The sequence below is a fragment of the Arthrobacter sp. Z5-13 genome (assembly GCF_056499105.1).
The window spans coordinates 3769437-3796092 of sequence record NZ_CP096460.1; the positions used below are offsets into that span (position 1 = coordinate 3769437).

Annotated in this window: 29 protein-coding genes, 1 tRNA gene and 1 riboswitch; of the genes, 14 read left to right on the forward strand and 16 right to left on the reverse strand. The window is 62.6% G+C overall.

All coding sequences use genetic code 11. From position 1 onward, the window contains the following. Positions 1-43: 43 nt before the first annotated feature. Positions 44-916, reverse strand: coding sequence for a winged helix-turn-helix domain-containing protein (locus M1E02_RS17460; RefSeq protein WP_479375456.1), 873 nt, complete (start codon positions 914-916; stop codon positions 44-46). Positions 917-1530: 614 nt separating this feature from the next. Here M1E02_RS17460 and M1E02_RS17465 point away from each other — a divergent pair. The 3 genes from M1E02_RS17465 to M1E02_RS17475 all read left to right on the forward strand — a co-directional run bounded on the left by M1E02_RS17465 (position 1531) and on the right by M1E02_RS17475 (position 4769). After that, entirely contained in the window at positions 1531-2244 is a 714-nt protein-coding gene (locus tag M1E02_RS17465) for a response regulator transcription factor (RefSeq protein ID WP_479375457.1), read from the forward strand. Positions 2245-2248: 4 nt separating this feature from the next. Further along, positions 2249-3751: a sensor histidine kinase gene (locus M1E02_RS17470; RefSeq protein WP_479375458.1), complete on the forward strand. Its 1503-nt coding sequence runs from the start codon at positions 2249-2251 to the stop codon at positions 3749-3751. 87 nt (positions 3752-3838) lie between these two features. Then, positions 3839-4017, forward strand: a riboswitch (cyclic di-AMP (ydaO/yuaA leader). Next, a complete protein-coding gene (locus tag M1E02_RS17475) occupies positions 4017-4769 on the forward strand; it encodes an aggregation-promoting factor C-terminal-like domain-containing protein (protein ID WP_479375459.1) in 753 nt (250 codons plus the stop codon). (Overlaps the previous riboswitch by 1 nt.) 21 nt (positions 4770-4790) lie before the next feature. Here the strand turns inward: M1E02_RS17475 and M1E02_RS17480 are convergent, their stop codons facing one another. From M1E02_RS17480 to M1E02_RS17490, 3 genes are read right to left on the reverse strand one after another with little or no spacing between them, the layout of a single operon-like run. Then, entirely contained in the window at positions 4791-5459 is a 669-nt protein-coding gene (locus M1E02_RS17480; RefSeq protein ID WP_479375460.1) for an HAD-IA family hydrolase, read from the reverse strand. Positions 5460-5463: 4 nt separating this feature from the next. After that, positions 5464-6099 carry a uracil phosphoribosyltransferase gene (upp, locus tag M1E02_RS17485; RefSeq protein ID WP_479375461.1) on the reverse strand — a complete coding sequence of 212 codons (636 nt, stop codon included), beginning with the start codon at positions 6097-6099 and terminating at the stop codon, positions 5464-5466. 13 nt (positions 6100-6112) lie between these two features. After that, entirely contained in the window at positions 6113-6943 is an 831-nt protein-coding gene (locus tag M1E02_RS17490) for a phosphatase PAP2 family protein (protein WP_479375462.1), read from the reverse strand. 59 nt (positions 6944-7002) lie between these two features. Here M1E02_RS17490 and M1E02_RS17495 point away from each other — a divergent pair, with 59 nt between their 5' ends. After that, on the forward strand, positions 7003-7506 hold the full coding sequence (locus tag M1E02_RS17495; RefSeq protein ID WP_479375463.1) for a nucleoside deaminase: 504 nt from the start codon (positions 7003-7005) through the stop codon (positions 7504-7506). A 38-nt stretch (positions 7507-7544) separates the two neighbouring features. Here M1E02_RS17495 and M1E02_RS17500 read toward each other — a convergent pair whose 3' ends face one another. The 3 genes from M1E02_RS17500 to M1E02_RS17510 are packed head-to-tail and all read right to left on the reverse strand — an operon-like array spanning position 7545 to position 10152. Continuing rightward, positions 7545-8672: a glycosyltransferase gene (locus M1E02_RS17500; protein ID WP_479375464.1), complete on the reverse strand. Its 1128-nt coding sequence runs from the start codon at positions 8670-8672 to the stop codon at positions 7545-7547. A 5-nt stretch (positions 8673-8677) separates the two neighbouring features. Beyond that, a complete protein-coding gene (locus tag M1E02_RS17505) occupies positions 8678-9076 on the reverse strand; it encodes a 6-pyruvoyl trahydropterin synthase family protein (RefSeq protein ID WP_479375465.1) in 399 nt (132 codons plus the stop codon). A gap of 2 nt (positions 9077-9078) precedes the next feature. After that, positions 9079-10152, reverse strand: coding sequence for a zinc-dependent alcohol dehydrogenase (locus M1E02_RS17510; protein ID WP_479375466.1), 1074 nt, complete (start codon positions 10150-10152; stop codon positions 9079-9081). Positions 10153-10258: 106 nt separating this feature from the next. Here M1E02_RS17510 and M1E02_RS17515 point away from each other — a divergent pair. Next, positions 10259-10348, forward strand: a tRNA-Ser gene (locus M1E02_RS17515). Between the two features lie 183 nt (positions 10349-10531). Here the strand turns inward: M1E02_RS17515 and M1E02_RS17520 are convergent. Beyond that, positions 10532-11092 (reverse strand): DUF5684 domain-containing protein, encoded by a 561-nt coding sequence (locus tag M1E02_RS17520; RefSeq protein ID WP_479375467.1) that lies wholly within the window; start codon positions 11090-11092, stop codon positions 10532-10534. Between the two features lie 346 nt (positions 11093-11438). Further along, the gene (gene yiaA, locus M1E02_RS17525; protein ID WP_479375468.1) at positions 11439-11966 is read right to left on the reverse strand and encodes an inner membrane protein YiaA; all 528 of its coding nucleotides are present in this window, start codon (positions 11964-11966) and stop codon (positions 11439-11441) included. Between the two features lie 262 nt (positions 11967-12228). On the opposite strand from yiaA, the gene M1E02_RS17530 reads away from it, so the two are divergent. Continuing rightward, the gene (locus M1E02_RS17530; protein ID WP_479375469.1) at positions 12229-12603 is read left to right on the forward strand and encodes a hypothetical protein; all 375 of its coding nucleotides are present in this window, start codon (positions 12229-12231) and stop codon (positions 12601-12603) included. Positions 12604-12658: 55 nt separating this feature from the next. On the opposite strand, the gene M1E02_RS17535 is transcribed toward M1E02_RS17530, so the two are convergent. From M1E02_RS17535 to M1E02_RS17545, 3 genes are all read right to left on the reverse strand, one after another. After that, the gene (locus tag M1E02_RS17535) at positions 12659-13024 is read right to left on the reverse strand and encodes a hypothetical protein (protein WP_479375470.1); all 366 of its coding nucleotides are present in this window, start codon (positions 13022-13024) and stop codon (positions 12659-12661) included. Between the two features lie 120 nt (positions 13025-13144). Further along, positions 13145-13306, reverse strand: coding sequence for a hypothetical protein (locus tag M1E02_RS17540; RefSeq protein WP_479375471.1), 162 nt, complete (start codon positions 13304-13306; stop codon positions 13145-13147). Positions 13307-13335: 29 nt separating this feature from the next. Then, entirely contained in the window at positions 13336-14148 is an 813-nt protein-coding gene (locus M1E02_RS17545) for a helix-turn-helix domain-containing protein (protein WP_479375472.1), read from the reverse strand. 62 nt (positions 14149-14210) lie between these two features. Between M1E02_RS17545 and M1E02_RS17550 the strand changes: the two genes are divergently transcribed. Further along, positions 14211-14753, forward strand: coding sequence for a VOC family protein (locus tag M1E02_RS17550; RefSeq protein ID WP_479375473.1), 543 nt, complete (start codon positions 14211-14213; stop codon positions 14751-14753). A gap of 1 nt (position 14754) precedes the next feature. On the opposite strand, the gene M1E02_RS17555 is transcribed toward M1E02_RS17550, so the two are convergent. Further along, entirely contained in the window at positions 14755-15252 is a 498-nt protein-coding gene (locus tag M1E02_RS17555) for an NUDIX hydrolase (RefSeq protein WP_479375474.1), read from the reverse strand. A 274-nt stretch (positions 15253-15526) separates the two neighbouring features. Here M1E02_RS17555 and M1E02_RS17560 point away from each other — a divergent pair, with 274 nt between their 5' ends. After that, on the forward strand, positions 15527-15655 hold the full coding sequence (locus M1E02_RS17560) for a hypothetical protein (protein WP_479375475.1): 129 nt from the start codon (positions 15527-15529) through the stop codon (positions 15653-15655). Between the two features lie 20 nt (positions 15656-15675). Here M1E02_RS17560 and M1E02_RS17565 read toward each other — a convergent pair whose 3' ends face one another. Together M1E02_RS17565 and M1E02_RS17570 are read right to left on the reverse strand one after the other, a co-directional pair. Continuing rightward, positions 15676-15816 carry a hypothetical protein gene (locus M1E02_RS17565; protein WP_479375476.1) on the reverse strand — a complete coding sequence of 47 codons (141 nt, stop codon included), beginning with the start codon at positions 15814-15816 and terminating at the stop codon, positions 15676-15678. 9 nt (positions 15817-15825) lie between these two features. After that, the gene (locus M1E02_RS17570) at positions 15826-16176 is read right to left on the reverse strand and encodes a hypothetical protein (protein ID WP_479375477.1); all 351 of its coding nucleotides are present in this window, start codon (positions 16174-16176) and stop codon (positions 15826-15828) included. A 52-nt stretch (positions 16177-16228) separates the two neighbouring features. Between M1E02_RS17570 and M1E02_RS17575 the strand changes: the two genes are divergently transcribed. From M1E02_RS17575 to M1E02_RS17590, 4 genes are all read left to right on the forward strand, one after another. Next, positions 16229-16867, forward strand: coding sequence for an SRPBCC family protein (locus M1E02_RS17575; protein ID WP_479375478.1), 639 nt, complete (start codon positions 16229-16231; stop codon positions 16865-16867). A 66-nt stretch (positions 16868-16933) separates the two neighbouring features. Further along, on the forward strand, positions 16934-17587 hold the full coding sequence (locus tag M1E02_RS17580) for a hypothetical protein (RefSeq protein WP_479375479.1): 654 nt from the start codon (positions 16934-16936) through the stop codon (positions 17585-17587). A gap of 112 nt (positions 17588-17699) precedes the next feature. Further along, entirely contained in the window at positions 17700-18458 is a 759-nt protein-coding gene (locus tag M1E02_RS17585; RefSeq protein WP_479375480.1) for a YcnI family copper-binding membrane protein, read from the forward strand. 100 nt (positions 18459-18558) lie between these two features. Next, a complete protein-coding gene (locus M1E02_RS17590) occupies positions 18559-19185 on the forward strand; it encodes a DUF4232 domain-containing protein (RefSeq protein WP_479375481.1) in 627 nt (208 codons plus the stop codon). Positions 19186-19256: 71 nt separating this feature from the next. Here the strand turns inward: M1E02_RS17590 and M1E02_RS17595 are convergent, their stop codons facing one another. Further along, positions 19257-19796, reverse strand: a complete 540-nt coding sequence (locus M1E02_RS17595) for a DUF4383 domain-containing protein (RefSeq protein WP_479375482.1) — start codon at positions 19794-19796, stop codon at positions 19257-19259. Between the two features lie 121 nt (positions 19797-19917). Here M1E02_RS17595 and M1E02_RS17600 point away from each other — a divergent pair, with 121 nt between their 5' ends. Together M1E02_RS17600 and M1E02_RS17605 are read left to right on the forward strand one after the other, a co-directional pair. After that, a complete protein-coding gene (locus M1E02_RS17600) occupies positions 19918-21411 on the forward strand; it encodes an FAD-dependent oxidoreductase (RefSeq protein ID WP_479375483.1) in 1494 nt (497 codons plus the stop codon). A 133-nt stretch (positions 21412-21544) separates the two neighbouring features. Continuing rightward, a complete protein-coding gene (locus tag M1E02_RS17605) occupies positions 21545-26656 on the forward strand; it encodes a DNA glycosylase AlkZ-like family protein (RefSeq protein WP_479378204.1) in 5112 nt (1703 codons plus the stop codon).

Genomic DNA, 26656 nt, shown 5'->3' on the forward strand with positions numbered 1-26656 from the left:
ACGCTAAGGCACGGCAGAATGCCGCTTTCGTGCGTAGCGGAGGCTAGATCGAGTATTCCGGAGCGGCCCAGACGATGACCTCAGGGTGCTCGTAGAAGCGGTAGCCCTGGCCACGGACGGTGCGCACGGTATTGGCCAAGCGGCCCAGCTTTGAACGTAGGCGGCGGATGTGGACGTCGATGGTGCGCTCGTTCGGCACCTCTTCGGCGTTCCGCCACAGGCCTTCAAGGAGTTCGTCGCGGCCAACGGTACGGGTGCCGTTTTCCACCAGGTAGTTCAGCAGTTCGAATTCCTTGAACGTCAGGTTCAGCGATTCGCCGTCGAGGTGGACTTCACGTCGGGCCAGGTCGATCAACACGCCGGAGGGGCGGGGATCCTGGGCCTGGGGTGTGCGGGCCGTTTCGGGACGCTGCCGCGAGTTCACGGTGGGGTCACCGAAAGTGGAACGGACGACGTCGAGCGCCGAACCGGGGGCGTTAGCAGGCGCTACTGCAACAGCGGCGTAGCTTTCGGCGCCGGAAACGAGGGACTGGGCGTAGGCGCGGATTTCCTGGGCGAGCTTGGCGATGGACGTCCCGGACGCGGCGGCAGTTTCCTCGTCAATGCCCATGTACAGCACAAATCCGCGTGCAACGTTCTCATTCGGAACAGGACGAACGGCGGAGCCATTGGCCGGAGCGATGACCGGGGTGGGGGCAGTGGCCGGCGACGGATCAACCGGGGACACAGCGCGAAGCTGGCCGTAGGAGTTGGGGTTGTAACCCTGCGGAACGAAGCCGGGCGCGGCGTAACTGCTGCTGGGAGCCGCGGGAGCCAATGCAGGGCGGCCACCAAAACCTGGGCGGACACCGGCGGGCGGAGCGCTCTTGTTGGCGTTACGGACGGAGATGTGGACGTATCCAGATGCAACTGACATGAATGCTTACCTCAATGTGAATGGCCGTCATCGCGGCTCGAATGCTCGATTTCCCCGCAATGAGAACTGGGGAGGGGCGCCCGACGCTGGGCTGGGGGGCGAATGCCTAAACAACTGTTCGGGGTAGGAAAGTCAGGCGTGCATTCGACAACAGCGCATGTCAGAGCCAGCGGATGTGCTGGTCCGAGATACTGCGGCTGCAGGTGCTGTTGAGTTCTTGTTCACAATGAGAGTGTGCAACGTAACAATGACAACTTGCAAGTAACAATGGACCGATTCGTCCGCATCGTGAGACAAAACAGCATTATGTGATGTAAATCACCATTCTGTGACGGGGATAAAATAACAGTTGTTTTTCTGTCTGAACGTTCGGGAAAGCAGCTTTTCCGAACAAAATTCTTCGTTTCGGCCTACATTTGCGTTTATATTCAGTTGCTTTTGGAATACCGAAACACACTGCCTCTAACCGCTGTCAATGTCCAGCCCCTTTACACGGCCTCCTGAAAAGTTCGCTTAATTTGCATCTGCTAGGCAATGCGGCAGTACCAACCCACTCACAGGCTCCACACAGGAAGCGCACAGCCCAGACAATCCCGCAGGGCAAAAACTTAGGTATGCCAGCAACTCACACCAGTAATCTGCCGCAGCTCACCCACCCTGACGGGTCCCCTATTCGGGCCCTCGTGGCGGACGACGAACCAAGCCTCTCCGAACTGATGAGCATGGGTTTGAGAATGTCCGGCTGGTCTGTAGCGATAGCAGGAGACGGGCCTGCAGCGGTCAAACTCGCCAAGGACTTTCGTCCCGATGTCCTCATTCTGGACGTCATGCTTCCAGGCTTCGACGGCGTTGAACTGTTGAAGCGGATACGCACGTTTGCGCCAGGAGTTCCGGCGCTGTTCCTGACAGCGAAGGACGATGTGCAGGACCGCATTACGGGCCTGGCCGCCGGTGGGGACGACTACGTGACCAAGCCCTTCAGCATGGAGGAGGTTCTCTTGCGCCTTCACCGGCTGGTTCAGCGTTCAGGCGTTGCAGCCATGGACACTTCCGAGCTGGCAGTGGACACGCGGGAAGTAACCCGCGGAGGCGAGGACCTGCAGCTGACAGCCACCGAATTCGAAGTTTTGCGCTACCTGATGGAAAACGCCAAACGTGTTGTCAGCAAGGCGCAGATCCTGGATAACGTCTGGAATTACGATTTCGGCGGCCAGGCCAACATTGTGGAGCTTTACATTTCCTACCTGCGGAAGAAAGTCGACGCCACACTCCCCCCAATGATCCACACCATGCGCGGTGCGGGCTACGTGATCAAGCCCGCGGTCTGACCACGTGCAGCCCCTGACCGTCCCCCGCACCTGGCGCCAGCCGTCAACTTGGCATCTGCGCACCCGGCTCGTGCTTCTTGCCATGGCCCTCCTCGTGGCTATTTGCGGGGCCACAGGACTGGTCAGCTACGCCTCCATGGACTCGTTCCTGACGGGGCAGCTGGACGATAATCTCCAGCTCGCCTCGAAAAACGCCGTCAAAGGGGGCAGGGCGCCACTGGGTACCCCCAACGGGCCCGATCCCCTGGACTTGCCAGGACAAGGGGTGGGAACGGTCTTCGCGCGGATCCAGAATGGACAGGTCAGCAGTGCCGGGTTCCTGGCTTCGGACACCAGCAGAGCCGCGCTCTCCCCTGACGACAACCATGTTCTGTTGGACGTGCCGACCGATGGCACTCCCGTTACAAGGACTTTGGCAGATGGGGACTACCGGCTGCTCGCGGTCCAGACGCGTTCCGGAGATGTCGCGATAACAGGCCTTCCCTTGGCTGGGAAGGAGAGCACCCTGAATTCCCTGGTGTGGACCATGGGGGTGGGGTCACTCGCCGGAATACTGCTGATCGGCCTGGCAGGTACAGCGATAATCCGCCGCAACCTCAAGCCCCTTGAACAGTTGTCTGATGTGGCCACTCAGGTCTCGCGCTTACCGCTCGACGCCGGCGAGGTGGCACTCGCCGTGCGGGTCCCGCCGTCGAGCGCTCACCCCGGAACTGAAGTGGGCAGGGTTGGCCACGCTCTGAACCTCATGCTTGATAACGTCTCCCGGGCCCTCGAGTCCCGGCAAAGGAGCGAGACCAAGGTACGACAGTTTGTGGCGGATGCCTCCCACGAACTGCGAACCCCTCTCACTGCCATCCGCGGCTACACCGAGCTGATGAGGATGACGGAAAACCTGACGCCTGACGGGACGAAATCCCTGGCAAGGGTACAAAGCCAGTCCGAGCGAATGACTGCACTGGTGGAAGACCTGCTCATGCTCGCCCGCATTGACGAAGGGCGGCAGTTGCCATTCGGCGACGTGGATCTCACCCAGCTGGTGGTCGAGACGGTCAGTGATGAGCGGGTGATGGCGCCCGACCGAAATTGGAAGCTTGAATTGCCGCGAGGTGCGGTCATGGTCCGCGGCGACGCGTCGGGACTGCGGCAGGTCCTGACGAACCTGCTTTCCAACGCCCGGAAGCACACACCGCCTGGAACCACTGTTGTGGCCGGTGTGGTGGGCGCATGTGAAGGGAGCGTCGTCATTTCCGTGGCTGACGATGGGCCCGGCATCGATCCCGGATTCATTGACAAGGTATTCACCCGTTTTACCCGCGCGGATGCCTCAAGAGCGAGCACTCGAGCTGGAGGAAGCAATAGTGAAGATGAGGGATCCAGCGGCCTTGGGTTGTCGATCGTCCAGTCGATCATGGAGGCTCACAGAGGCAGTGTTGAGGTCACTTCCCGCCCTGGCCGCACACGTTTTTTGCTCAGGTTTCAGGCGCAAGGCAACACGCCGCCGTCGTGATCTCTGTTACCAAAATGTGACTTAAGCCCTCAACTCCTGTAGCGTCGTGGGGGTGCGGCTACCGTTCTGGCCGCATTTCCGGTTGGACGCCAAACTCTGCCGCTTCCCGGATACCGCATGACCAGGCAGAGGCGGGGGACCCAGAGTCTCCGGGCAATTTGTGCAGCATTCCGCCCTTGGGGTGAAGCCGACACGTGATTTTCCGTGCGGCCGGATGACCTCATCCGAACCCGACAGCTAACTCCGCAGGCGTTGAGAGGCAATCATGACTGAACCCTTGGTACAAACGCGCCCTGATCACAATCCGGAGCCTGAGAACGCACCGGATCAGCCCTCAAAGCATGGGATTTCAAGGCACCGCGCGGAAGGCTCCAAAACCCCCTTCTCCCTCTCCAGGTTGAACTCGGGCCTGGGTGGCAACGGCTATCGTCTGGCTGTCGTCGCCTCGGCCTGTGCCGTACTGATTGGTGTGGGTGCAGCGGGGCAGGCCTCAGAGCCGGCCACACCGGCAGCTGCTCCCGCGGCCCAAGCTCCCACAACGGCCAACGCGGAATCACGAATCGACTTCGAAAAGTCTCTGGTTGAGGCGAAGGCAGCTCCTTCGCAGGCACCGGTTGAGCCCCAGGCAGCGCCTGCCCCAGCCCCAGCCCCGGCCCCAGAACCTGCACCAGCACCGGCTCCAGAGCCCGCCCCCGCACCCGTAGCGGTGGACGATCCTGCAGCAGCCCAGGCCTACGCTGCGAGTCAGCTTGCCACCTACGGTTGGGCTGCGGACCAAATGCAGTGCCTCGTGACACTCTGGACCAAGGAATCGGACTGGAAGACCACTGCCACCAACCCCAGCAGCGGCGCCTATGGAATCGTGCAGTCCCTTCCCGCTGAGAAGATGGCCACTGCCGGTGCTGACTACGTGACCAACTTCCGGACCCAGATCAACTGGGGCCTGAACTACATCAAGGAACGCTACGGCTCCCCCTGCGGCGCCTTGAACTTCCACTACGCCAACAACTGGTACTAAACCTGTAGCCAGCGTCGGGGATCAAAGCCGGAAAGAAATAACGTTCTTTCCGGTGGCATCCTGATTGACTGTGGCGGACACCGCTGAGTAGTCGCGGACGTGGAGGACGCCGTCGGGAAGCTCTCCGGTGTTGGGCCCAACAGCGATGGTCCGGATGCCCGCTGCTACACCGGCGGCAATCCCGGCGGGGGCGTCTTCAAACACCAGGGCGTCGCTGGGGTGGACACCAAGGAGCGACGCCGCCAGGAGGTAGCCCTCCGGGTCCGGCTTGCCCCGGGTAACGTCAGCGGCGAAGACAGCAGAGACGGGAATAGTCAGCCCGGCTGCAGCCATACGCACCTCAGCGAGCCCGCGGAAAGCCGACGTCACCAGGGCCACGGATTCGGCCGGAAGACTCGCCAGGAGCTCCACGGCGCCCGGCACCGGAATGATCCCGCGCGTCTCAGCCAGCTCCATCCGCCCGAGCTCCTCGGTGAGGGCTTCGACGTCGGATCCGGCGGGGGCGTAACGCCGCACGGTACCGATGGCTTGGACGCCGTGCGAGGTCCGTAGGATTTCGGCATAGTCGAGGCGGTACCGGCCGGCGAATTCGCCCCACACCCTTTCCACAATGCTGGTGGAATCTACGAGCGTCCCGTCCATGTCGAACAGGACAGCGCGGGCGGTCAGTGTGTAGTTGGGCAGGCTCATCAGGTTATCCGGCGATCCCGTACAACCTGTCGCCCGCATCGCCCAGTCCGGGCACAATGTAGGACTTGTCGTTGAGTTTCTCGTCGATGGAAGCAAGCACGATAGTGACGTTGGCGTCCGAGAGTTCTTCCTCGAGCCTGGCAAGGCCTTCCGGGGCAGCAAGGAGGCAGATGCAGGTGACATCCGAAGCGCCGCGCTTGAAGAGGAACTTGATGGCCTCACGGAGCGTTCCGCCTGTGGCCAGCATGGGGTCCAGCACGAAGATCTGCCGGTTGGTCAGATCCTCCGGGAGCCGTTCAGCATAGGTGATGATGTCCAGGGTTTCCTCGTCCCTGGCCATCCCCAGGAAGCCGACCTCCGCCGTCGGGACCAGCTTGGTCATCCCTTCCAGCATGCCCAGACCGGCGCGAAGGATGGGAACCACAAGTGGCGTGGGCTTGGTGAATGCGGTACCCACCGCGGTGCTCACCGGCGTCTCGATGGTCACCGGCTGGGTGCGGACATCCCGCGTGGCCTCATAAGCCAGAAGAGTTACCAGCTCCTCTGTGAGCTGCCGGAAAACCGGCGAAGGGGTCTTTTTGTCCCGCAGGACGGTGAGCTTGTGGGCGACCAGTGGGTGGTCCACGACGAGTGTGCGCATGGGGTCAAAACTATCATCCGGGCGACTTGTCCCCGCCCTGGCTCCGAACCACCCCACCGGACTCTGCAGGAGCCGAATCCGAGAGATGGGCGGGATGGTCAAAAGTGGGCGCCGGACCCGCATGCTCGCGACGGCGGGTGAGATGGAAGAGCCTGTGGGCCAAAATCACAAAGCCGAGCCAGGCAAGCCCCAGGAGCCAAGCCGCAATCACGTCGGTCAGCCAATGATGGCCCAGGAACACCCGGCTCAGTCCCATCGCGCCGGCGAAGAGGATGCCTGCCGCCACCACGGAGATCCGGATCCACATGTGGGCCACCTCCAGGCAGATCAGATACACCAGGACACCGATCACCACTGTGGTGTTGAGGGTGTGGCCGCTGGGAAAAGACGGCGACGTCTCATAGGGGGCAACGGCGTCGACATGGTCCGGACGGGTCCGGCCAAACAGTCGCTTGCCAACGCTCGTGGCCGTCACTGACACCGCTGCGGCTCCGGCAACGAGGATAATCGGGCGCCAGGTCCTGGTGGTAAACGTCAGCCAGGCCGTCAGGAAGCTGGCCAGGATGGGCATGCCGATACTTCCACCGATATTGGTGAAGGCCGTCATCGCCCCATTCATCTCGGGGCTTCGGATCTGTTTCGCAAAGGCGAGGGCGGGATGATCCAGCCCGGCCACACCGCTTTCGTCCACGACGTCCTCGTACACCTCTGCCCCCAGGAGGGCGAACGAAACTATCATGGCGCCGCCGATCAGGAGGGTGAGCCACAGAGCCGCATACGGAGCCACCCAGAGCCCATATCGATCGACCACTGTTTTCAGGACACGGTCAGTCAAAGGTTTCATGATGCCTCCCCGTTTTTTCTGCTTACAAGGCTGCTTACCATCGAAACTATCATTGACCCATGACTTCCCCGGAGCCCCGCCATGCTGAGTGGATGGGCCTTGCCCTGACTGAGGCCCGGCTGGCACTGGCCACGGAGGACGTGCCCATTGGCGCCGTCGTCATCGGGCCTGACGGGACGGTTCTGGGTTCCGGCCGCAACGAGCGTGAGGCCCTCGGCGATCCGACTGCGCATGCAGAGATGGTGGCCATCAGGGAAGCAGCGGCGCGACTTCGCATCCTGCGGGCCCTGGATGGCGGCATTGACGAGGGCTGGCGGTTGGAGGATTGCACCCTTGTGGTGACGCTTGAGCCATGTGCCATGTGCGCCGGAGCAATCGTGCTGGCCCGCATGCCCCGGGTGGTGTTTGGGGCCTGGGATGAAAAGGCGGGAGCCGCCGGTTCCGTGTTCGACGTCCTCCGCGAGCGCCGCCTCAACCATTGGGTGGAGGTCTACGCCGGAGTCCGGGAGCAGGAATGCGCCGCACTGCTCCGTGGATTTTTCGCCCAGCACCGAGGCATCTGAGGGCACCAGGGCGTGTGACTTTTCGGCTCCAGGAACCTTCATTGGCCGGCCGTTCCGTCCAGCGTCGCCAGCACCGTCCGTGCGGTGTCCTCCCAACCGGGAAGCCGTTCCCTCACCGCCATTGCCGCCGTGCGCCATTGTGTGCGGAGGCCTGGATCCGTCAACCAGCTCCCGAGAATACGGGCCAGCGGCGCGGGATCGGTAGCGAGCTCGACGGCGGCGCCCGGGAGGGGCGCATCTGCTGCTTGGGTCCCGGCTTCTTCCCCGCTCCCCTGCCGCAATCCGGCGTGCAGCGCCTCCACCGCGCCCGTCCCGGCACGGACTATGACGGGAAGCCCGTGGGCGAGGGATTCCGGAACCACCAGTCCATAAGCTTCCGCACGCGAGACCAGCAGGCTCAGGTCTGCCGCCTTCCATTCGGCGTCGAACTCCTCGCCGCCCAACTCGCCAGCCAGGCGGACGCGTGAACCAAGGCCAAGGCGCTCGACGGCGGCACGCACGTCGCGTGTGTACGCTTCGTCAGCGGAATCCGAGCCAATCAGCGAGGCGGTCCACGGCAGGTCCATCAGCTGGGCAAGAGCCCCCAATAGGATCAACTGGTCCTTGTTGGGCAGTAAGGCGGCAACGGCGATGAAATGGGGCGGGTTGGATCCCACGGCCAGCGGAGCGGGGTCCGTGCCGGGCAGGGCTGGAGTCACGTCGTCGAGCCCGTGCCGCTTCTTAACCAGGGCGGCAACGGAAGAACTTGTGGACATCACTCCCGCAGCGGCCGCAAGGGCACGGCGTTCCAAAGCGGGCCCCTCCCCTTCGGGCGTCTCCAGCGGCATGTGCAGGAGTACCCATGCGGGCCGGCCCCTGGCTGCGGCCTGCTCCATTTCCTCGGGCGCTCCGGAGGCAACCAGGCCATCGACGATGGTTACCGCCGTCGGGTCCTCCACCGAGAGTTCCGACAAAAGTGAGCCGAACCGCCGTCGGTCCTCCTCGCTGCCGATTGGCCACTGACCGTCGGCCCGGTATGTCTTCACCTGTGCCCCCAGGCCGGTAAGCCTCGTGGTGAGAGCCGCGTTGTAGACGTTGCCTCCCGAGTTATGGAGTACGTTTCCGGGCACCACCAGCTGGATCCGTCTCGTGGACCAGGGAGAGACCGCGGGCCGGTGAGCGGACACAGGAGCTACTCCGCCTCGAAGTCCAGGGAGTACGTTGCCCAGGCATCAGGCGTTTCGCGCAGGGTCACATCGATGCCGGAAAGTTCCCGTCCGTCCGCTCCGTCACGGATTTTGGCGGCCACGGCGTCGGCTATGTATTGGGCCAGCGCCTCGGTGGTGCTCAGTTCTCCGGCAAAGTCAGGGTGCTCATCGAGGTTGCGATAGTTAAGCCCGTCCAGCACTCCGCTGACGACGTCGCCCGCCTCACCAATGTCCAGGACAATCGCGTTCTCATTGAGCTTCCGACGGCGGAATGTCACCTCGGCGACGAAGGTGGCCCCATGGAGCCCCTGGGCAGGCCCGAACACCTCTCCCGGGAGGCTGTGGGCGATCATGAAATGGTTCCGGACGGTCAGGCTGAACACAGTTACCTCTTGCTTTCGGTGGGGGTGTTTTCGGTGGACTTGTTTTCGGTGGGCTTGCTTGGGCTGGACCCGCTTGAATTGGACGGCAGGGAGTAATCAATGACGTGGCAGAGGGCGTCCAGGGTTCCGTCAGAAAGCCTGTCCACCACCTCGGGGAGATCTTCAAAGCCGGACGTACCTGTCAGGAAATGATCAAAAACGGGATCGCTCAGCAGCGAGACGGCCAGCTCAAGACGGTCGGAGGTGCTGCGTCGGTGGCGGCGCGAGCGGGCCACCACTCCTACCTGGCTCGCGCGGATGGATAAACGTCGGGCGTGGAAGTCTTCGCCCAAGGGTACGGAAACTTTTCGGTCCGCGAACCAGGACATCTCAATGATTTCGCCTTCGTCGCCTGCCAGTTTCAGGCAGCGCTCCAGGCCTTCCTGGGAAGCCGAGCAGTGAAACACGATGTCGCAGTCCCCGAGGGCGTCGTCGGGATGGCTGAAATCCACGCCGAGTGCGGCGGCGAACCCGCCCTTGGATGGGTCGACGTCGATGAGCTGCAGCCGCTGGAGCGGAAAGTTCCGCAAAAGTGTGGCCACCATGCCGCCCACAAGGCCCGCACCCACGACGGCGATCCGGTCCCCCAGCCTCGGCCCTGCCTCCCACAAAGCATTGACAGCCGTTTCCACGGTCCCCGTCAGCACGGCCCGCTGCGCAGGGACGTTGTCCGGGACGACAGTGAGCTCGTGCGCGGGGACCACATAACGGTCCTGGTGCGGATATAGGCAAAAGACCTTCTTGCCTTCCAGCTCCGCGGGGCCACGTTCCACGACGCCGACGGACAGGTAGCCGAATTTCACGGGCGAGGGAAAGTGGCCTTCCTGGTGCGGAGCGGCCATCCGGTCTTCGATGCATTCCGGTACTCTCGCGGAGTGCACCACCAATTCCGTGCCCTTGCTGATACCGGAATAGAGGGTCCGCACCAGCGCCTCCCCCTCTGCCGGTTCCGGAAGGTTCTCTGCCCGGAGTTCCCCCTTACGCGGGCCGACGGTCCAATAGGCGGTGGCTTTTTGCGGCTGCTCTGAAATGATCATCTTGCTTACGAATGTAGTCTCGCTGGCTCACGCGTGGAAGCACCCTGGCCCTGCGCGTGCCGCCGTTTTGGGGATGGACGCTCTGCTCCGGTAACCTGTATGGGTTGGTGACGTGTCCGAGCGGCCGAAGGTGCAACACTCGAAATGTTGTTTGGTGTCAAAGCCAACGTGGGTTCAAATCCCACCGTCACCGCCAAATAGCGAGGCCCCTGGTTCCCTTTGTTACAAGGGAACCAGGGGCCTTTTGCTTCGTCTGAATCAGGCTGGTGGGGACATTTTGGGCAGCCCAGCATCTTCTGGACCACCTCACTCAGGTGTTGCGATGGTCGCTAAAATCCACCTTGGATCCTGAGACGCCACCCGATTGTTGCCGGCGAATTCAGTTGCTCGGCGGAGTGGGGTCGTGCGGTGATTGAGCGTGCGGCTGGTTCGGGTAACCAGATACTGAGGGGCCCTGGGCCGGCGGCGCCTGGTTTGCGTACTGGAACTGAGCCTGCGGCTGAACGTAACCGCCGCCGGGGTGACCCCAGACCTGCGGCGCTCCGGCCGGACCGACGTACCGCGCTTCTCCATAGGCGAGCATGGGGAAGAAGACCACCGGCAGGAAGACCAGGCCAAGTGTGTACCCGGTGTCTTTCGCAAAGGATCTCGCCAGGTCATTGAGAACCATTATCCCGGTGACGATGTCGGCAATTGGAACCATGCCCAGGAACAGCCACCACCACGGCCGACCTACGATCTCAAGAAGCTTGAGCCGGTTGTAGATCGGAACAAAGGCGATCCACCCGGGTTGGCCTGCTTTGGTGTAGATCCCCATAGTGAGCAGACCCATGAGTGCGAACATGACAACGAATATCAAGGACATGAGCCCCAGGATTGCGAAGACCACTGCGGGGTCAGTTGAAGAGGAAGTTGTGTAGGTCTCTAGGACGATATTCATTGTTTTCTTTCGTTTGTGTCAGCCCGAGATAGCCACCCCAAAACCTCTAGGCGGGTTCCCGCATCGGCATTCCAAGGCGGTGTCGAGTACTGCATAAGGAAGGTGTGAGGGCCTAATTCTTGCCGGTGTAAGTGTCAATGCTTGGATACAGAGAGATCATCGCAGCGAACCCTTCGACCTCCGGACACCACGACGAAGACCGAACCATCTACCGAGGCGCCGAACACCGCGGCCGCTGCAACAGAGCAGAGGCAGGTCGACGATCCCACCTCACATAAGGGGTGGGGAGGGTCCCCAAAGGGCCCCCCGAGTCCTAGTCAGCACCCCGTGTACGAAGGCTCTCGACTCATTCTGGTCGACCGAAGGGCGGATTGGAGTTAGGGCGATTAACGGCCCCAGGCGTTGCGGCAGGAATGTCCTGACCCGGGGCGGGCTTTCGTTTTGGGTTCTCGGTTTTCTCTACCTCGGCAAACACTGCCATGTCTCGCACGTTCTTCTGAACGGTGATAGCTCCGAAGAGCGACATCAGCATAGCCAGACCGTAGAAGCCCTTCTCAGACAGAAGCATGTCGGCATTCCAAAGACCGATTACCAGTAGCGAAAGTGAGGCAACAACGGAAAACCATGCCACGCCGTAGTAGATATTCGTGACCGGGATTTCCTCAGTTCGATCTCGAATTGTCTTCTGGATCGAGATTACTGCGAACAGCCCGAAGAGCAGGATCGTGAAGTAGTATCCCCTCTCGTTAAGCTCCATGCTCGTTGCGTTCCAAAGACCGATGAGATAAGACGACACTCCGATGAGCAACGCAATCCAGCTAGCGCCGATGAATGCTCCAGTGGGCTTCTGCGGGACAAGTTTAGACTCAGCCATGTAATTTTCCTCTGATTGGATTGAGCAGATTACTGATGTCCATCGGCTGCGTAATCAACAGTCCGAATCAATGAAACCATTTTTCCATTCGTTTGACTAACATTAGGCGAACGAGTCCCCCCGCGACAGGGTAGACGCGGCTTCTTGGGCCGTCACCTCCCTCTTCATGGAGCGTTTCCGTACTGATGGAGCGAGGTCTCGAGAGACCTTCAACCCAGAGCCTGGATCGACAGCTCGTCAGGAAGCCGGAAGGATGGCAGGAATGAGGACAACGGGCTACTGGACACGTTATGCAGGCGAGGAGCGCCAAGTGGACGGCCGGGTGGACGGGCCCACGCTCCGGCTACGTGACAGCTCCGATCCCACAAGCGTGGCTGAGGAAGTGGAGGCCAATCAGGCCGGCGACGTGGTCCGCCTCAGGGTCACCGCGAACTGGCGCGGCGGCAAGGTACTGGTCAGCCAAATGAAGGGGGCCGACGAGGTGGAGTTCCATACCGATGACAAGGCCTTGGCCACGCGTGAAGGACTTTACGGCGACCATTACACGCGATGGGTAGGAGTCGCCCTGGTGCGCGAACTCAGCAGCATCGAGGAGACGGTGAAGTTGGTGCGACAGTCGGAGGAACGCGCGTGGTAGTCGCAGACCTGAGCACCCTGCGGACTTTCCCTACTGAGCGTGCGAAAGGGCGACACTACTGCCTTTTGCGCTGCCACTGCACAGCGTGCCAAAAAAGCAGCCCGATGGCCCCTTGCAGGCCGCTCAATACCCCAAAGGGGCTGAAGTTCCTCACCACCAACATCAGAGGCTCCGTCACAGGGCCGTCAGGGCCGAATGTGTTAAGCAGCGTCATTTCCATTTGAACCCAGAGACCGCCACCTATCATGATGCCTACAAGCACCCAGAGGATGAGGACAAAGGGATTGATGGAAAGCCTTGTGGATTCCCTCCCTTCCCGTCCGGTTGATTCCATGACAGAAGTGGCTGTTTCCGGGTCCAGGGGATTCCCGTTCTGGTCCAGCTCATGGAACGAAATCCGGTCAGCCTTTTCCTGCTCCACCTCTACCTCTACCCCCGCCGATTCACGCTCTCTAAGCCTGCCGCTACGTAGACCCTAGTCTTTCCAGCGATGTTTATGGGGACAAGCAGGAATTTTTCCTTCGGAGACTTGCACCAGACATCAAGCAGCCCTGGTTGCTGTTTCACCAGTCTTATTCCGGCGTTCCTCAGCCTGCTCGATTCCGTCCCGTACTGCTGCGCGAACCACGCCGTAGAGGATGTAGAAGAAAATCGCAGCCAGGATCACGGCCAAGACCATTGAGTTGAGTTGGGAGGCATCCATGCCCTTGAGCCTACCGACTGGGACGAGGGTCAGTTTCCTCCCACACGCCCGCGCTGCTCCTCACCCCGCTTGCGGGTTTCATGTGGAGTTTCCCCGATCACTTTCTTGTAGCTCCGCGAGAAGTGCGGGTAGTCCGTGTAGCCAAGAGAGAATGCCAAGTCAGCAAGTGGTGTGGCCGGTTCGGCGAAAAGGAGTGTGGCAGCGTGCTGGAGCCGACGGCAGTCGATCAGCCACTTGGGCGTTACCCCGATATGCGCGTAGACCAATCTCTCAAGAGAACGGGGTGGAACATTAAGCCGCTCCGCGAGATCTGAAGACCGGAGGATGCTGTCATCCTCCTCCGCCAATTGGCACACGACGTTCACCATGGCGGCCCTCTCGTCGAGTTCCGAAACGTATGGGAAGAGCCACGACCGCAGAATTCCCACCAGCGCAAGGCGCGCCGCTGGGACTGAAAGCGTTCCGTTCATAACCTCGGCGAGCGCCTGATGGGGCGCATTGCCGAGATGCTCACCGCTCGCGGGCAGATTCGCAGGTTCCGCAGCAGCCAACAGCCTCCCGGCGGCAGGACGGAACAGCACTCCGACGGCCCAGGAAGTACCGCTGAGTTCCTGCACTTGAACACGGGACTCCGGGCCAAACAGTCTGGCACCCCTGGCATCGATCACCGCATTCAGCGCCGGATAGCTCAGGACGCGCTGCGCACGGACCTCGCCGTCGGGAATATCCCAGCGGACCACCCAAACGTGCCGCACCAGCTCCGCCAGGCCCGGCCCCAGCTCAAAACGGTCAAAGGTTACGTCCAGAGCCCCGGGATTCAGATGACCCTTCGAAACTGGCACGAGCGCTCCTTTTGTCGCAAAAGTACAAGACGACGGCGCCGTCCGGTCAGCACCATTGGGGTATGGAAAAAACACATTCAGAGCCGGAACTGCAAGCAACCGAACAGATTGACGCGGTCAGCGGGAGGCACACAACGAACGGTATCCCCCACGGAAGCACGTCCCTCACTCCGCACCTCGCAGTGGAACCGGCTTCCAAGGCGATGGAATTCTATCGTGACGTGTTTGGCGCCAGGATTCTGGACGTGACCCGTTTCCCCGGCAGTGATCTGATTGCCCATGCCGTCCTGGATTTTGGATCCGGACTCCTTACTCTGAGCGATCCCCTTGAGGAGTATGGGCTCGTAGCGCCCGACGCCGACGCCGGGCACTCGTTCTCTCTGGCTGTTTATGTGCCCAATACGGACGAGGCACTCGCAGCAGCGGAGGCCGCTCACGCCACGGTGCGCGAGCCGGCCATGACTTTCGTCAGCGGTGACAGGTTCGCCTCGATCGTCGATCCTTTTGGCGTGCGCTGGTCGATCATGACCCGGGTGGTTGACCTCTCGCCTGAGGAAAGCAAACAACGAGTCCAGGAGTGGGCGGCCGGGCAAAGCGCCAGCTAGCTCAATACCCCGCCCGCCCTGCCACCCGAAACGCGATGGCAGCATCCAGAACACTCATGTTCTCACCCGAGCTCACCTCTCCGGCAGCATCAGGCGCCCACCAGAGGAAGGCCGAAGCTTCCTCGTTTATCCTGAGCTCGGGGAGCGCATCGAGCTGCGTGGAGAAAACCGCCGCGTACTCCAGCCGGTCGGGGCTTTTGAGTGAGAAGAGTGCCCGGGCTTCAAAGGAGAGGCTTTCAGCAGTCACACCAGTCTCTTCAAGCAATTCCCTGGAGGCTGCCCGCCGTGGCGTCTCGCCGGCGTCAATCATTCCGCCAGGCAATTCCCATTCCTGACGCCACCTGTTGAAGATCATCAGGACCTTTCCTTGGTACGTCATGACGACCAGCGACAGGGGAAGAACCGGCTCTGAGTGGTCTGCGTTCACCACGCTCTCATCGACAAAATCCAAGGCCAGCAGCTGATTGCCGTTGCGGTCCGTGACGGGAGGAACGTGCATGAAGTTCCTTTCGACGAAGTGGCGGCCGGGGGTCTCTGCGCGCGCCACCTGGGCAGGACAGCCGGGACGGGCAGCGGGTAGTTGGTGCGTGGAGAAGCAAGTACCGGGGAACCAAGCCGCGTTGCGAGGCGGTCAAAGTCGAGTACGCGTTACTCGTGTAGCACCCACCACTCCGGAGTTCACTGGTAGTGGAAGCCAGCACCGCTGGCTTCCACCAGGATTAGTGAAAGAGCCACTTTCGCACCTGGTGCTACTCCGGGGGGAGTGCGGGAAAATGAGTAAAGCCGAGAAAGAAAAGCTACGTTACTGCGATTACTACTGGTGCATGTCGCTCAAGGACTTCACCGCGTGGGTAGAGGCTGAGGACGGCCCCGAACCCGGATTGTCGTACTCAGACGGCTGACACGCGCGCGACCGGAAGGCTCAGTTTTCCGTCTTGATCAGGAGAAGTTCGTAGCCGTCGGGCACTTTGGCCTCGAGCTCTTCCCGGCCTTCGTGGATGGAGTCAGCCTCCACCTCGATGGTGCTGGTTTCTTTGGAACGGATCACGCCGATTAGTTTCACCGCAACACTTTATACGTTCGGAGGCTCGGACTCCGGCCTCTGGTCTCCTTTATGGCCGCGCAGGTTGTCCTGGACCTTGCCGAACAGATCCTTGATGGTGGTCTCAGTATTCGTCAGCATGTCCGGTTGCAGGTAGACATTTTGCGACGGCGGCAGGCTGTAATGGGATGGAAGTCCCCCTGCGCCGTCGACCCCCTCCAAAGCGATCGTTACCCCGCCTTCCTTGCGGGCGATGGCTCCGATGCGGCCGAAAACCACCGTGAACTCGTCCGGTTGGAAGCTGACAGTCTGGCCAATATGCGTGCGGTTCAACTCCGAGGCCGGAAGGGCCTTCTCATTGCCGGTCCCGAGATAGTCCATGATTTTCTCCTAGAGCTAGGTTGCGGCTTATGCGTGCAGTCTAATGAAGGGAATGACTGCAATGGGTAGCAATGACTACGATTTTTTTACGGTGTGGCGCGTCCCGGGAACGGTAGACGAAGTCATCGCGATCCTGACCGATGCGGCCTCCTTGCCGGTCTGGTGGCCCTCCGTCTACCTCAGCGTGGTTCCCGCTGCTTCCGACGGAAGCCCCGGGAAAGCAGGCCCTGGTAAAGAAGACCCAGGAAGGTATCACCTGCACACCAAGGGGTGGCTGCCCTACACGCTCCGCTGGACGATGACTCCGCAGGGATCTGTAACCCGTGAAGGTTTTGCCCTCCGAGCCGCCGGCGACCTGACAGGATCCGGACACTGGTCCTTCAGCCAGGACGGTCCCGAAACTGTCGTCACCTACCGTTGGCAGGTCAGCGCGGGCAAGCCGCTGCTTCGCCGGCTCGGGTGGCTGCTGAAACCAGTGTTCAGCGCTAACCACCGGTGGGCCATGGCTCGGGGTGAGGAAAGCCTGACGTTGGAATTGCGGCGCCGCCGCCACGCCTTGTCCGGAACCGCGGATGATGTTCCCCCTCCCCCGGCCGCCACATTCCGCTTCAATCGCATGCGCACATCGGCTGACCACTTACGGCACGAGCTGCTTAAGCAGCGACGGCGGTCTCCCCACGAAGTGCCATAGCGTTTACCATCCCGGCTAGAATCGGAATCACGTGTCCAGCCAGCGATGAACCGTGAGGAGGTCTCCGTGGCACCCTTGTCCGCCCGGATTCCCTTCCATCTGCTTCGCTCCACCACCGTCGCTGCCACCGTGGTTTTGCTCGCAGCCCTTGCTCACATCCTGGGCGGCGGTTCGCTTCCCCAAGCCGGGATCATGGCCGCAATCCTCGCCATGACGGGCCTGGTTTCAACGCTGGCCACCCGGAGGCAACTCGGGCTGCCCGCCATGACCGCGCTACTTGGTACAGGGCAGCTGGCCCTCCATGAGGTGTTCACGGCTCTCAGCGTTCCGGCATCAGGAACATCTTCGGTGGTTGGGACAGACCACCACCTGACTGGTCAGGCGGGCCTTGTCAGTGAGCACGGACTGCCCTTAGCGCAGGCCGTTGAGGCGGCCGCCGGTCATGCTCACCAGGTTGATTCGCCATTGGCGGCCCTGATGCTGACGGGCCATGTTGTGGCCACCCTCCTCTGCGCCGGATTGCTGGCCAAGGGCGAGGCGGCGCTGTGGTTCCTGGCAGCGTGGCTCCACCCGCTCGTTCAGCTGCCGTCTCCTGTAATGCTCGACGGCGGAACGGTACCCGCCGCTGTTCCTCCCGGCAGGGACTTCACTCCCCTTCCCTGGCGGAACCTCAGGCAAGACTGCAGACGTGGGCCGCCCGCCGTCATCGTACTTTCCTGACTCAGCCCGGCGCCGCCGCCCGCTTTCCCTTTCGATCGCCGCGGCCAGGTGACGGGTTTCTTCCCTCACTTCAGTGCGCCCCGGATGAGGGCGCACCCCGAAAGGCATTTCCATGAACAAGTCCATCCTTTGCCGCGCCGCCTCAGTGACAGGCGCCCTTGCCGGAACAGCAGCCCTGATGATGGCGGGAGCCGCGGGGGCGTCTGCCCACGTGGGCATCAGCCCGGATAAGACCGCCGCCAACACATACGCCCTCCTCACGTTCGGCATCCCTCACGGCTGCGACACCTCAGGAACCACCAAGGTGACCATCACGCTGCCGGAGGAACTGAACGACGCCCAGCCCACCGTGAATCCAAACTGGACGGTCGAAAAGGTTGAAGAGGAGCTCGCCTCACCAAAGAAGCTGGCCGACGGGGCCACCATCACCAAACGCACCAGCAAGATTGTTTACACCGCCAAGACCCCGCTGGATCCGAAGCTGCGGGACGCCCTGGTGTTGTCGGTGAAATTGCCCGACACCCCCGGCGCAACTCTCTTCTTTCCGACACTTCAAAACTGTCAGGTGGGCCAGACGGACTGGGCAGAAATCCCCAAGGACGGCCAGGATCCCCATTCACTTGAGGCGCCAGCACCCTCAGTAACGATTTCGGATGGCTCTCCGGAAGCAGCTGGAGCCCATGCCGATGCACAACAGGCCAGCGCCTCCACCGCTGCCGCTGAAACCAGTGCCGGCGATCAGGGTGCCGAAGCAAGAAGCTGGGCCGGCCTGGCAGCCGGAGCGGGAGGACTCGTGCTGGGTGGCATGGCTTTCATGCGCAGCAGGGGAACCAACAAGGGTTTGCTGCAGTCCTCAGATTCTTCAAGCTAGCAGCATCACTTCGACGCCTGGAATTACAATCCGGGCATCAATCCCCCGCCGTCGTCGTGGCTTCGTTGACTCGCAGGACCTCTGCCGTAAAGGTGTAGCCATGAGGTCTCAGAGATTCAGCATCGTGTCCGCAGTCATGACGGCGGCGGGGGCCGCTCTCCTCCTGACGGCATGCGGTCCCAGCCAACCGCAGTCGCAGCAAACCACCCCTGCTGCCTCCCCCTCCAACTCCTCGTCCGCTGCACCCACCGGAACGTCCGCTCCCAGCAGCAGTCCGCCGGCGCCGTCGACCCCCGCAGCAGGCAGAACACCGCTGTGCCAGGCCGCAAACCTGACAGCCAGCACTGATGCGTCAGGCGGAGGGGCGGCCGGCAGCGTCTATATGCAACTGCTGCTCACCAATTCGGGTTCAACACCGTGCATGCTGCGGGGCTTTCCCGGCGTCTCCCTGACGGCCGACGCGAATGGCGAACCTATCGGGGCGCCTGCCACTAGGGACGAATCCACGCCCGTTGCCGACGTCGTGCTGGCGCCGGGTACGGCGGGAACCGCGCGTTTGCGCTATACCCAGGCCAGAAACTTCCAGGACTGCACTCTGACAGCGGCAGCCGGCTACCGGATCTATCCGCCGGAAGACAAGGCGTCACTTTTCCTCCCGCAGCCCACGGATGCGTGCAGCGATGCCGACGTTGCTTTGTTGAGCATCGGGCCCTTCCAGGCCCAGTAACGGCGGGAAGCACTAACGGCGGGGCCCAGTTACGGCGTGGACCACTCACGCCGGGGGCCCACTTCCGCCGGCTACGGTGCCGTTTCCGGCGGGCTGACGGTTTTCGGCGGGCTGACGGTTTTCGGCGGGCTGACGGTTTTCGGCGGGCTGACGGTTTTCGGCGGGCTGACGGCGTCGCGCGCGAAAGCAACGCCCAAGGCGATCATGCCAAAGCCAAATGCCACATGCAGCCAATTGTCGGGGGTGTTTAGCGGGACCACGTTAAGCGGAGAGTCATGGGGAATGAACAGCCCGAAAATCCACAAAGCCAAATAAGCCACGCCCGCGCCAATGAGGAAGGTACGGGCCCGCATCGCCAGCCGCGCCATGAAGAGACCCACCACTCCTGTGGCCAGATGCACCAGATTGTGCAGCACGGAAACCTGGAAGACACCGAAGAGCATTGCACCTGACTGATGGCCCCAGATCGTCATCCCATCAGTGCCGCTCGTGATCCCGGGGACGAATCCCAGGACTCCCACAAGGACAAATAAGAGGCCAGCCGCGAGAGCGGATTTCTGAAGGGCAGTGCGCTTGCCTGTGCTCCGGCCGGAAACATGGACTGCGTTCATGGTTGCGCTCCTGCTCGTTGGCGGCTGTTCCTTCACAGGTACATGGTAAGTATACTTATGAAATCTTCCGACGCCCCGCTGAAGGAAATCGGGGCACGAGCCGAAAGGCAGGCGTGAACCGATGACTTCACTGTGGCTGGACCGGGCGGACACTTTCAAAAGCGACGAATTCATGCCGGGAACTTCCTATGACACGGCGGTCGCAGGTGCCGGCCTGACTGGCCTCGTCACCGCACTCCTATTGGCCCGGTCAGGGAAAAACGTGCTGGTCCTGGAGGCACGCACTCCGGGAGCGGTAACCACCGGGAACACGACCGCGAAAGTAACCCTCCTGCAAGGCACTGTGCTCTCCAAGCTTCGGGGCCAATACTCACAAAAACTGGTCAATGCTTACGTCGAAGCCAACCGAGAGGGCCAGGCCTGGCTCCTGCGCTATCTTGACTCGAACAACGTCGCCTATCAGACCAGGGACGCGTACACCTACGCGGCAACCCTGGATGGTGTTGAGAAGCTGCGCGAGGAGTTCACTGTGGCTCTTGCTGCCGGCCTTGAAGTGGATTACACCAAGGATCCCGGCCTTCCGTATCCCGTCAAGGGTGCAGTTGCCTTGGCCAACCAGGCGCAGATTCACCCCATGGACGTGCTGGATACTCTGATCGCCGACGTCCGGAGCCACGGTGGAAAGATTGTTTCCGGTGTCCGGGTGACAGGTGCCCAGGGCTCCGGGCCACTGGATATCGAAACCACCCGTGGGAAGATCCGGGCCGATGAACTGGTCCTGGCAACGGGCACGCCCGTGCTGGACAGGGGGCTCTACTTCGCCAAGCTCAAGCCAGGGCGCTCGTATGCAGCGGCGCTGCGGCTGCCCGGTTCCATGGCGCCGCCCACGGGCATGTACATATCGGTCGAGCAGCCCACCCGCTCCTTGCGCGATTACCCGCTCGACGGTGAACGGCTTCTCCTGGTAGGCGGCAACGGCCATCCTGGAGGCCGCATGCAGTCCGCCAGGGCCCATCTGGACGGACTCGTCGAGTGGGCGCAGGGACATTATCCGGGAGCGGAAACAACGCACACCTGGTCTGCCCAGGACTACCAGCCGGTGAACCTCATGCCGTTCTTCGGCAAGATGCCCCGTGGCGGCGGCCGGATCTTCCTCGGAACCGGCTACAACAAGTGGGGCATGACGAATGCCGTTGCGGCGGCCTTGGGAATATCGGCGGATATTCTTGGAGGCCAGATCCCGTGGGCCGACGCCATTAACCACAGGGTTACTTCTCCCCCCGGTGCCGCCTCAGCAGCCTCCCTTAATGCCGACGTCGCTGCGACCGTTTTCAAGGATTGGAGCAAAGTCGGGCTGAAACGGCTCGACGAAACCAGCCAGGCTCCAGCGGAAGGAATGGGCGTGGTGTCCCGGCGAGGCCGCAAGCCTGTTGCAACCTCCACGGTGAACGGCAGCACCTGCAGGCTTTCCGCGGTGTGCACGCACATGGGCGGGATTGTCCGGTGGAACGACGCCGAAAAGTCCTGGGATTGCCCGCTGCACGGTTCACGCTTTACCAATGACGGCGAGGTGCTGGAAGGCCCGGCCACCCATCCTCTGGCCAAGGTTGACTGACCAGGTGGGCAAGCTTGACTGACCAGGCATTTCTGTCAGTGCCTTAAGGCATGATGGAGAAATGGAGGGGCAGGAAGAGGGGCAGGAGAAGCGGGAAAACCAGGAGACCAGCCCAAACGGGCGGGGCGGAACCATGGAACGGTTCAGCCAGTCCACCCGGGAGTGGTTCTTAGGTGCCTTTTCCACGCCCACCCCTGCTCAGGAGGGCGCCTGGAACGCCATTTCCTCCGGTTCCCACGCTTTGGTTGTGGCTCCCACTGGCTCCGGAAAGACTCTCGCCGCATTTCTTTGGGCCCTGGACCGGCTGCTGGCTACTGACCGGATTCTTGCTGCTGCCTCCCCTGACGATGCTGCTGCCGTACCTGTTGCTGCCGTTGCACCTGAAGGAGAGGGGTCCCGGAGCAAAGGGCGAAGAAAAAGGGCCCCGAAGCGGAAAACGCGGGTCCTATACATTTCCCCGCTCAAGGCGCTTGGCGTCGACGTCGAACGCAACCTCCGCGCTCCGCTGATCGGCATCACCCAAACAGCAAAAAGGCTTGGGCTCCCTGCCCCTTTGATCACTGTCGGCGTCCGCTCGGGGGATACGACGACGGCGGACCGGCGCGCGCTGCTGAGCAATCCTCCTGACATCCTGATTACTACGCCCGAATCGCTCTTCCTCATGCTCACGTCCCGGGCGCGGGAAACCCTGGCGGAGGTGGACACCATCATTGTGGACGAAGTCCATGCGGTGGCCGGAACCAAACGCGGCGCCCACCTTGCTGTTTCCCTGGAACGCCTGGATGCCCTGCTAGCCAAGCCCGCCCAGAGGATCGGGCTCTCCGCAACGGTGGAGCCCAAGGAACTCGTGGCGCAGTTCCTGGCCGGCTCCGCGCCGTGTGAGATCGTGGCGCCTCCGTCCAAAAAGAACTGGGACCTGACCGTTTCCGTTCCTGTGGAGGACATGTCAGATCTGCCAGGGGCCGTAGGAGCCTTTGACTCCGGCCCTGCCTCCGGCCTCCAGCCGCAGGCATCCATCTGGCCGCACGTTGAAGAAAAGATCGTGGATCTGGTGCTGGCCAACCAGTCCACTATCGTCTTCGCCAACTCCCGGCGGCTGGCCGAACGGCTCACCGCCCGGTTGAATGAGATTCACGCTGAGCGCCAGTTGGTAGTGGCCGGTGGTGGATGGGACGGCGCACCCACAGTCTTCGATGCTCCTGCCTCGTCCCCGGCGACGCCTGCTGGCCAGGCGTCGGCCACGGGTCAGGCGGCGGCTGGTGCCACCCCTACTTCCACTGGCACGCCCGCCCATATGATGGCGCAGGCGGGCAGCACGTCCGGCGCCGACCCCGTCCTGGCCAGGGCCCATCACGGCTCCGTTTCCAAGGACCAGCGCGCCCTCATCGAAGACGACCTCAAATCCGGCAGGCTCCGGTGCGTAGTGGCAACGTCCTCCCTGGAACTGGGCATCGACATGGGTGCCGTTGACCTGGTGGTGCAGGTGGAATCTCCTCCCTCCGTCGCAAGCGGCCTGCAGCGTGTAGGCCGCGCCGGGCACCAAGTCGGTGAAATCTCCCAGGGCGTCCTGTTCCCCAAACACCGCGCCGATCTCGTCCACACGGCCATCACCGTGGAGCGGATGCTCGGGGGAAAGATTGAACGCCTCAGTGTGCCGGCTAACCCCCTGGATATTCTTGCCCAACAGACTGTTGCGGCCACTGCCCTGGGCAGCATCGACGTCGAGGAATGGTTTTCGACCGTCCGCCGCTCTGCTCCCTTCTCCAGCCTGCCGCGCTCAGCTTTTGAGGCCACCCTTGATCTGCTGGCTGGCCGGTATCCCTCCGACGAGTTCGCTGAACTTCGTCCCCGCATCATCTGGGACCGGAACGCCGGCACCATCGAGGGGCGGCCGGGGGCCCAACGCCTGGCCGTGACCTCCGGCGGGACCATTCCGGACCGCGGGCTGTTTGGCGTCTACATCATCGGCACTGAAGTGGAGGGCACTGGCAACTCAGGTTCTTCTGCCTCTTCCGGCCCCGGGAGTCCGGCGCCGGCGGGCTCGGCGGCGAAAGGCGGCCGCCGCGTGGGTGAACTCGACGAGGAAATGGTCTACGAGTCCCGCGTCGGCGATTTCTTCGCGCTCGGTGCCACCAGCTGGAAAATCGAGGACATCACCCACGACCGTGTCTTGGTTTCGCCTGCCTTCGGCCAGCCCGGCAAGCTTCCCTTCTGGAAGGGCGACTCCCTGGGCCGGCCTGTCGACCTCGGGCGGGCGTTAGGCGCCTTCGTCCGCGAACTCTCGGCATCCGACGTCGGGCCTGCCACCGAGCGGTGCAAAGCCAGCGGCCTGGACGACTTCGCTGCAAACAATCTCCTGCAGTACCTCGCGGAGCAGCGGCAGGCCACCGAAGTGGTGCCCAGCGACACCACCCTGGTGGTGGAGCGGTTCCACGACGAACTGGGCGACTGGCGCGTGATCCTGCACAGCCCCTTCGGCATGCCCGTCCACGCACCCTGGGCACTGGCCGTCGGGCAGCGGCTCCAGCAGCGATACGGGCTGGACGGCTCTGCTATGGCAGCCGACGACGGGATCATGCTCCGGGTCCCCATGATGGAAGACGAACCCCCCGGCGCCGAACTCTTCCTGTTTGATCCTGAAGAACTGGAACAGATCGTGACGGCCGAGGTAGGCGGCAGCGCCCTCTTTGCCTCCCGGTTCAGGGAATGCTCAGCCCGCGCACTGCTGCTTCCGCGGCAGAATCCCGGCAAGAGGCAGCCGCTCTGGCAGCAAAGGCAAAGATCCGCTCAATTGCTCGACGTCGCCAGGAAATATCCGTCGTTCCCGATCGTGTTGGAGACCGTCCGTGAGTGCCTCCAGGACGTCTACGACCTCCCGGCTCTGAAGGACATCGCAGCATCTGTTGAGCGGCGTGAACTCCGGATAGTCGAGACCACCACGCAGCAGCCGTCACCGTTCGCCAAGTCCCTGCTTTTTGGCTACGTTGCCCAGTTTCTTTATGAGGGTGATTCTCCCCTCGCGGAACGCCGTGCAGCCGCTCTCGCCCTGGACTCCACTCTCCTCAATGAGCTTCTGGGCCGGGTGGAACTTCGCGAGCTCCTGGACGCCAAGGTCATCGAGGCAACCGAGCGGGAGCTCCAGCGCCTTGCCCCCGACCGGCGGGTCCGGGGCATGGAGGGCGTGGCTGACCTCCTGCGGCTGCTCGGCCCGCTGACGCCTGAGGAAGTATCCGTCCGCCTCCAGGCCCCTGACGGGGCTTCGGCTCCTGATTCTCCGGCAGTTTCACTTACCGATTCACCTACCGATTCTCTTGCCGACGGGGGGCGTGCAGAAGGTGCGCACGCCACTCCGGCCGACGCCTCCGTGCACCTGGCTGTGCTGCAACGGGCCAACCGGGCACTCAAGGTCAACATCGGCGGAGTTGAACGCTTTTCTGCCGTGGAGGACGCGGCCAGGTTGCGGGATGCCCTCGGCGTGCCGCTCCCCATGGGTGTCCCGCTTGCGTTCATCGAACCTGTGGCCGATCCCCTGGGTGACTTGGTGTCCCGCTATGCCAGAACCCACGGGCCGTTCACGTCAGCCGAAGCCGCCAACCGGCTGGGGCTTGGCGTCGCCGTCGTCAATTCCGCCCTGAAACGGCTGGCGGCGGATGGACGTGTGGTCGAAGGGGAGTTCCGTCCCCATGTTGCCCCTGAGGAGACGCCGGCCGTTGCTCCTGAGGAAGCGGCCTCAGAAGTGCCCTCGGCTCCGCCGGCTGTGCCTGCTCCCTCTGCCTCCGTGCCCGCTGCACTGGCCGGCGCCAGTGAGTGGTGCGACGCCGAAGTCCTCCGTAAGCTCCGGCGCAGATCATTGGCTGCTCTTCGTGCGGAAGTGGAGCCCGTTGACGGCGCATCCTATGGCAGGTTCCTTCCTGCCTGGCAGAATGTGCTGACGCCGGGCGGCCGCCGCGGACAGTCTGTGCTGCGGGGACTCGACGGCATCATCACCGCCATTGATCAGTTGTCCGGTGTGCCTGTTCCCGCCTCAGCCTGGGAGCCACTGGTTCTGGCCGGCCGAGTGGCCGATTACCAGCCGGCCATGCTTGATGAGCTCATGGCTGCAGGCGAGGTCCTGTGGTCCGGGGCCGGGGCGCTGCCGGGCAACGACGGCTGGGTGAGCCTTCATCTCGCGGATTCGGCGGATCTGACACTGAATCCGAACCCTGACTACCAACCCGGCGACGCCCAGCTCCGCCTGCTCGAGCATCTCCAGAACAATGGCGGAGGCTATTTCTTCCGTCAGCTGACGGACATTGCAGGCGGGATGGATTCCGTTCTGAGCGATTCGGATGTAGTCACGGCGCTGTGGGATCTGGCTTGGGCGGGCCGCGTCACCGGTGATACCTTCGCTCCGGTGCGCGCCTTGATTGCCGGTGGACATACAGCCCACAGGCAGGTGGCCCGAGCGCCCCGTGCCCGTGCTCCGAGGATGAGCCGTCTGGGCCGGTCACCCGGATCCGGGTTGCTCGGATCCCCGGGGCTCACGGGCGGCCGGTACGGGTCGATTGGCGGCACCGCACCCACTCCCCCAATGGCCGCCGGGCGTTGGTCGGCACTGCCGGCACCGGAACTGGATCCCACCATTCATGCCCGGGCCACCGCCGAGCTCCTGCTTGACAGGTACGGGGTGGTGACCCGTGGTTCGGTGATGGCTGAGAACATCCTGGGGGGCTTCGGACTGATGTACAAAGTCCTCGCGAGACTTGAGGAGGCGGGCCGTTGCCGTCGCGGCTACTTCATCGAGCACCTTGGAGCCGCGCAGTTCGCCGTTCCGGCCACCGTGGACCGGCTCCGCTCGTTCACCGAGGACACCCAGCTGGCCAAAGGAGAACCCGTTGCTTTGGCTCTCGCGGCTACCGATCCGGCCAACCCGTATGGCGCTGCTCTTCCGTGGCCGGTACTAAGCGCCGAAGCCGGCAGCGGCCACCGCCCGGGAAGGAAGGCAGGAGCCCTGGTGGTGATGGTCGACGGCGCACTCGTGTTTTACGTGGAACGTGGCGGCAAGACCCTGCTCGCCTTCAGCGACGACACCACGATCCTGGCCTCCGCCGCTGCGGCGTTGGTGGGAGTGGTACGCCGCGGGGCTGTGGACAAGCTCGTGATGGAGAAGGTCAACGGCCACGACATTCCGGAGACCCCGGCCGCCGTTGCACTGACCCAGGCCGGCGCCTACACCACGCCTAAGGGACTGAGAATCCGTGCCTGA

Bases quoted from the DNA above. Each gene is read 5' to 3' on its own strand.
- M1E02_RS17460 (WP_479375456.1), bottom strand. From the start codon at position 916: ATGTCAGTTGCATCTGGATACGTCCACATCTCCGTCCGTAACGCCAAC.
- M1E02_RS17465 (WP_479375457.1), top strand. From the start codon at position 1,531: ATGCCAGCAACTCACACCAGTAATCTGCCGCAGCTCACCCACCCTGAC.
- M1E02_RS17475 (WP_479375459.1), top strand. From the start codon at position 4,017: ATGACTGAACCCTTGGTACAAACGCGCCCTGATCACAATCCGGAGCCT.
- M1E02_RS17480 (WP_479375460.1), bottom strand. From the start codon at position 5,459: ATGAGCCTGCCCAACTACACACTGACCGCCCGCGCTGTCCTGTTCGAC.
- upp (WP_479375461.1), bottom strand. From the start codon at position 6,099: ATGCGCACACTCGTCGTGGACCACCCACTGGTCGCCCACAAGCTCACC.
- M1E02_RS17490 (WP_479375462.1), bottom strand. From the start codon at position 6,943: ATGAAACCTTTGACTGACCGTGTCCTGAAAACAGTGGTCGATCGATAT.
- M1E02_RS17495 (WP_479375463.1), top strand. From the start codon at position 7,003: ATGACTTCCCCGGAGCCCCGCCATGCTGAGTGGATGGGCCTTGCCCTG.
- M1E02_RS17510 (WP_479375466.1), bottom strand. From the start codon at position 10,152: ATGATCATTTCAGAGCAGCCGCAAAAAGCCACCGCCTATTGGACCGTC.
- M1E02_RS17520 (WP_479375467.1), bottom strand. From the start codon at position 11,092: ATGAATATCGTCCTAGAGACCTACACAACTTCCTCTTCAACTGACCCC.
- yiaA (WP_479375468.1), bottom strand. From the start codon at position 11,966: ATGGCTGAGTCTAAACTTGTCCCGCAGAAGCCCACTGGAGCATTCATC.
- M1E02_RS17530 (WP_479375469.1), top strand. From the start codon at position 12,229: ATGAGGACAACGGGCTACTGGACACGTTATGCAGGCGAGGAGCGCCAA.
- M1E02_RS17540 (WP_479375471.1), bottom strand. From the start codon at position 13,306: ATGGATGCCTCCCAACTCAACTCAATGGTCTTGGCCGTGATCCTGGCT.
- M1E02_RS17550 (WP_479375473.1), top strand. From the start codon at position 14,211: ATGGAAAAAACACATTCAGAGCCGGAACTGCAAGCAACCGAACAGATT.
- M1E02_RS17555 (WP_479375474.1), bottom strand. From the start codon at position 15,252: ATGCACGTTCCTCCCGTCACGGACCGCAACGGCAATCAGCTGCTGGCC.
- M1E02_RS17560 (WP_479375475.1), top strand. From the start codon at position 15,527: ATGAGTAAAGCCGAGAAAGAAAAGCTACGTTACTGCGATTACTACTGG.
- M1E02_RS17570 (WP_479375477.1), bottom strand. From the start codon at position 16,176: ATGGACTATCTCGGGACCGGCAATGAGAAGGCCCTTCCGGCCTCGGAG.
- M1E02_RS17575 (WP_479375478.1), top strand. From the start codon at position 16,229: ATGACTGCAATGGGTAGCAATGACTACGATTTTTTTACGGTGTGGCGC.
- M1E02_RS17585 (WP_479375480.1), top strand. From the start codon at position 17,700: ATGAACAAGTCCATCCTTTGCCGCGCCGCCTCAGTGACAGGCGCCCTT.
- M1E02_RS17590 (WP_479375481.1), top strand. From the start codon at position 18,559: ATGAGGTCTCAGAGATTCAGCATCGTGTCCGCAGTCATGACGGCGGCG.
- M1E02_RS17595 (WP_479375482.1), bottom strand. From the start codon at position 19,796: ATGAACGCAGTCCATGTTTCCGGCCGGAGCACAGGCAAGCGCACTGCC.
- M1E02_RS17600 (WP_479375483.1), top strand. From the start codon at position 19,918: ATGACTTCACTGTGGCTGGACCGGGCGGACACTTTCAAAAGCGACGAA.
- M1E02_RS17605 (WP_479378204.1), top strand. From the start codon at position 21,545: ATGGAACGGTTCAGCCAGTCCACCCGGGAGTGGTTCTTAGGTGCCTTT.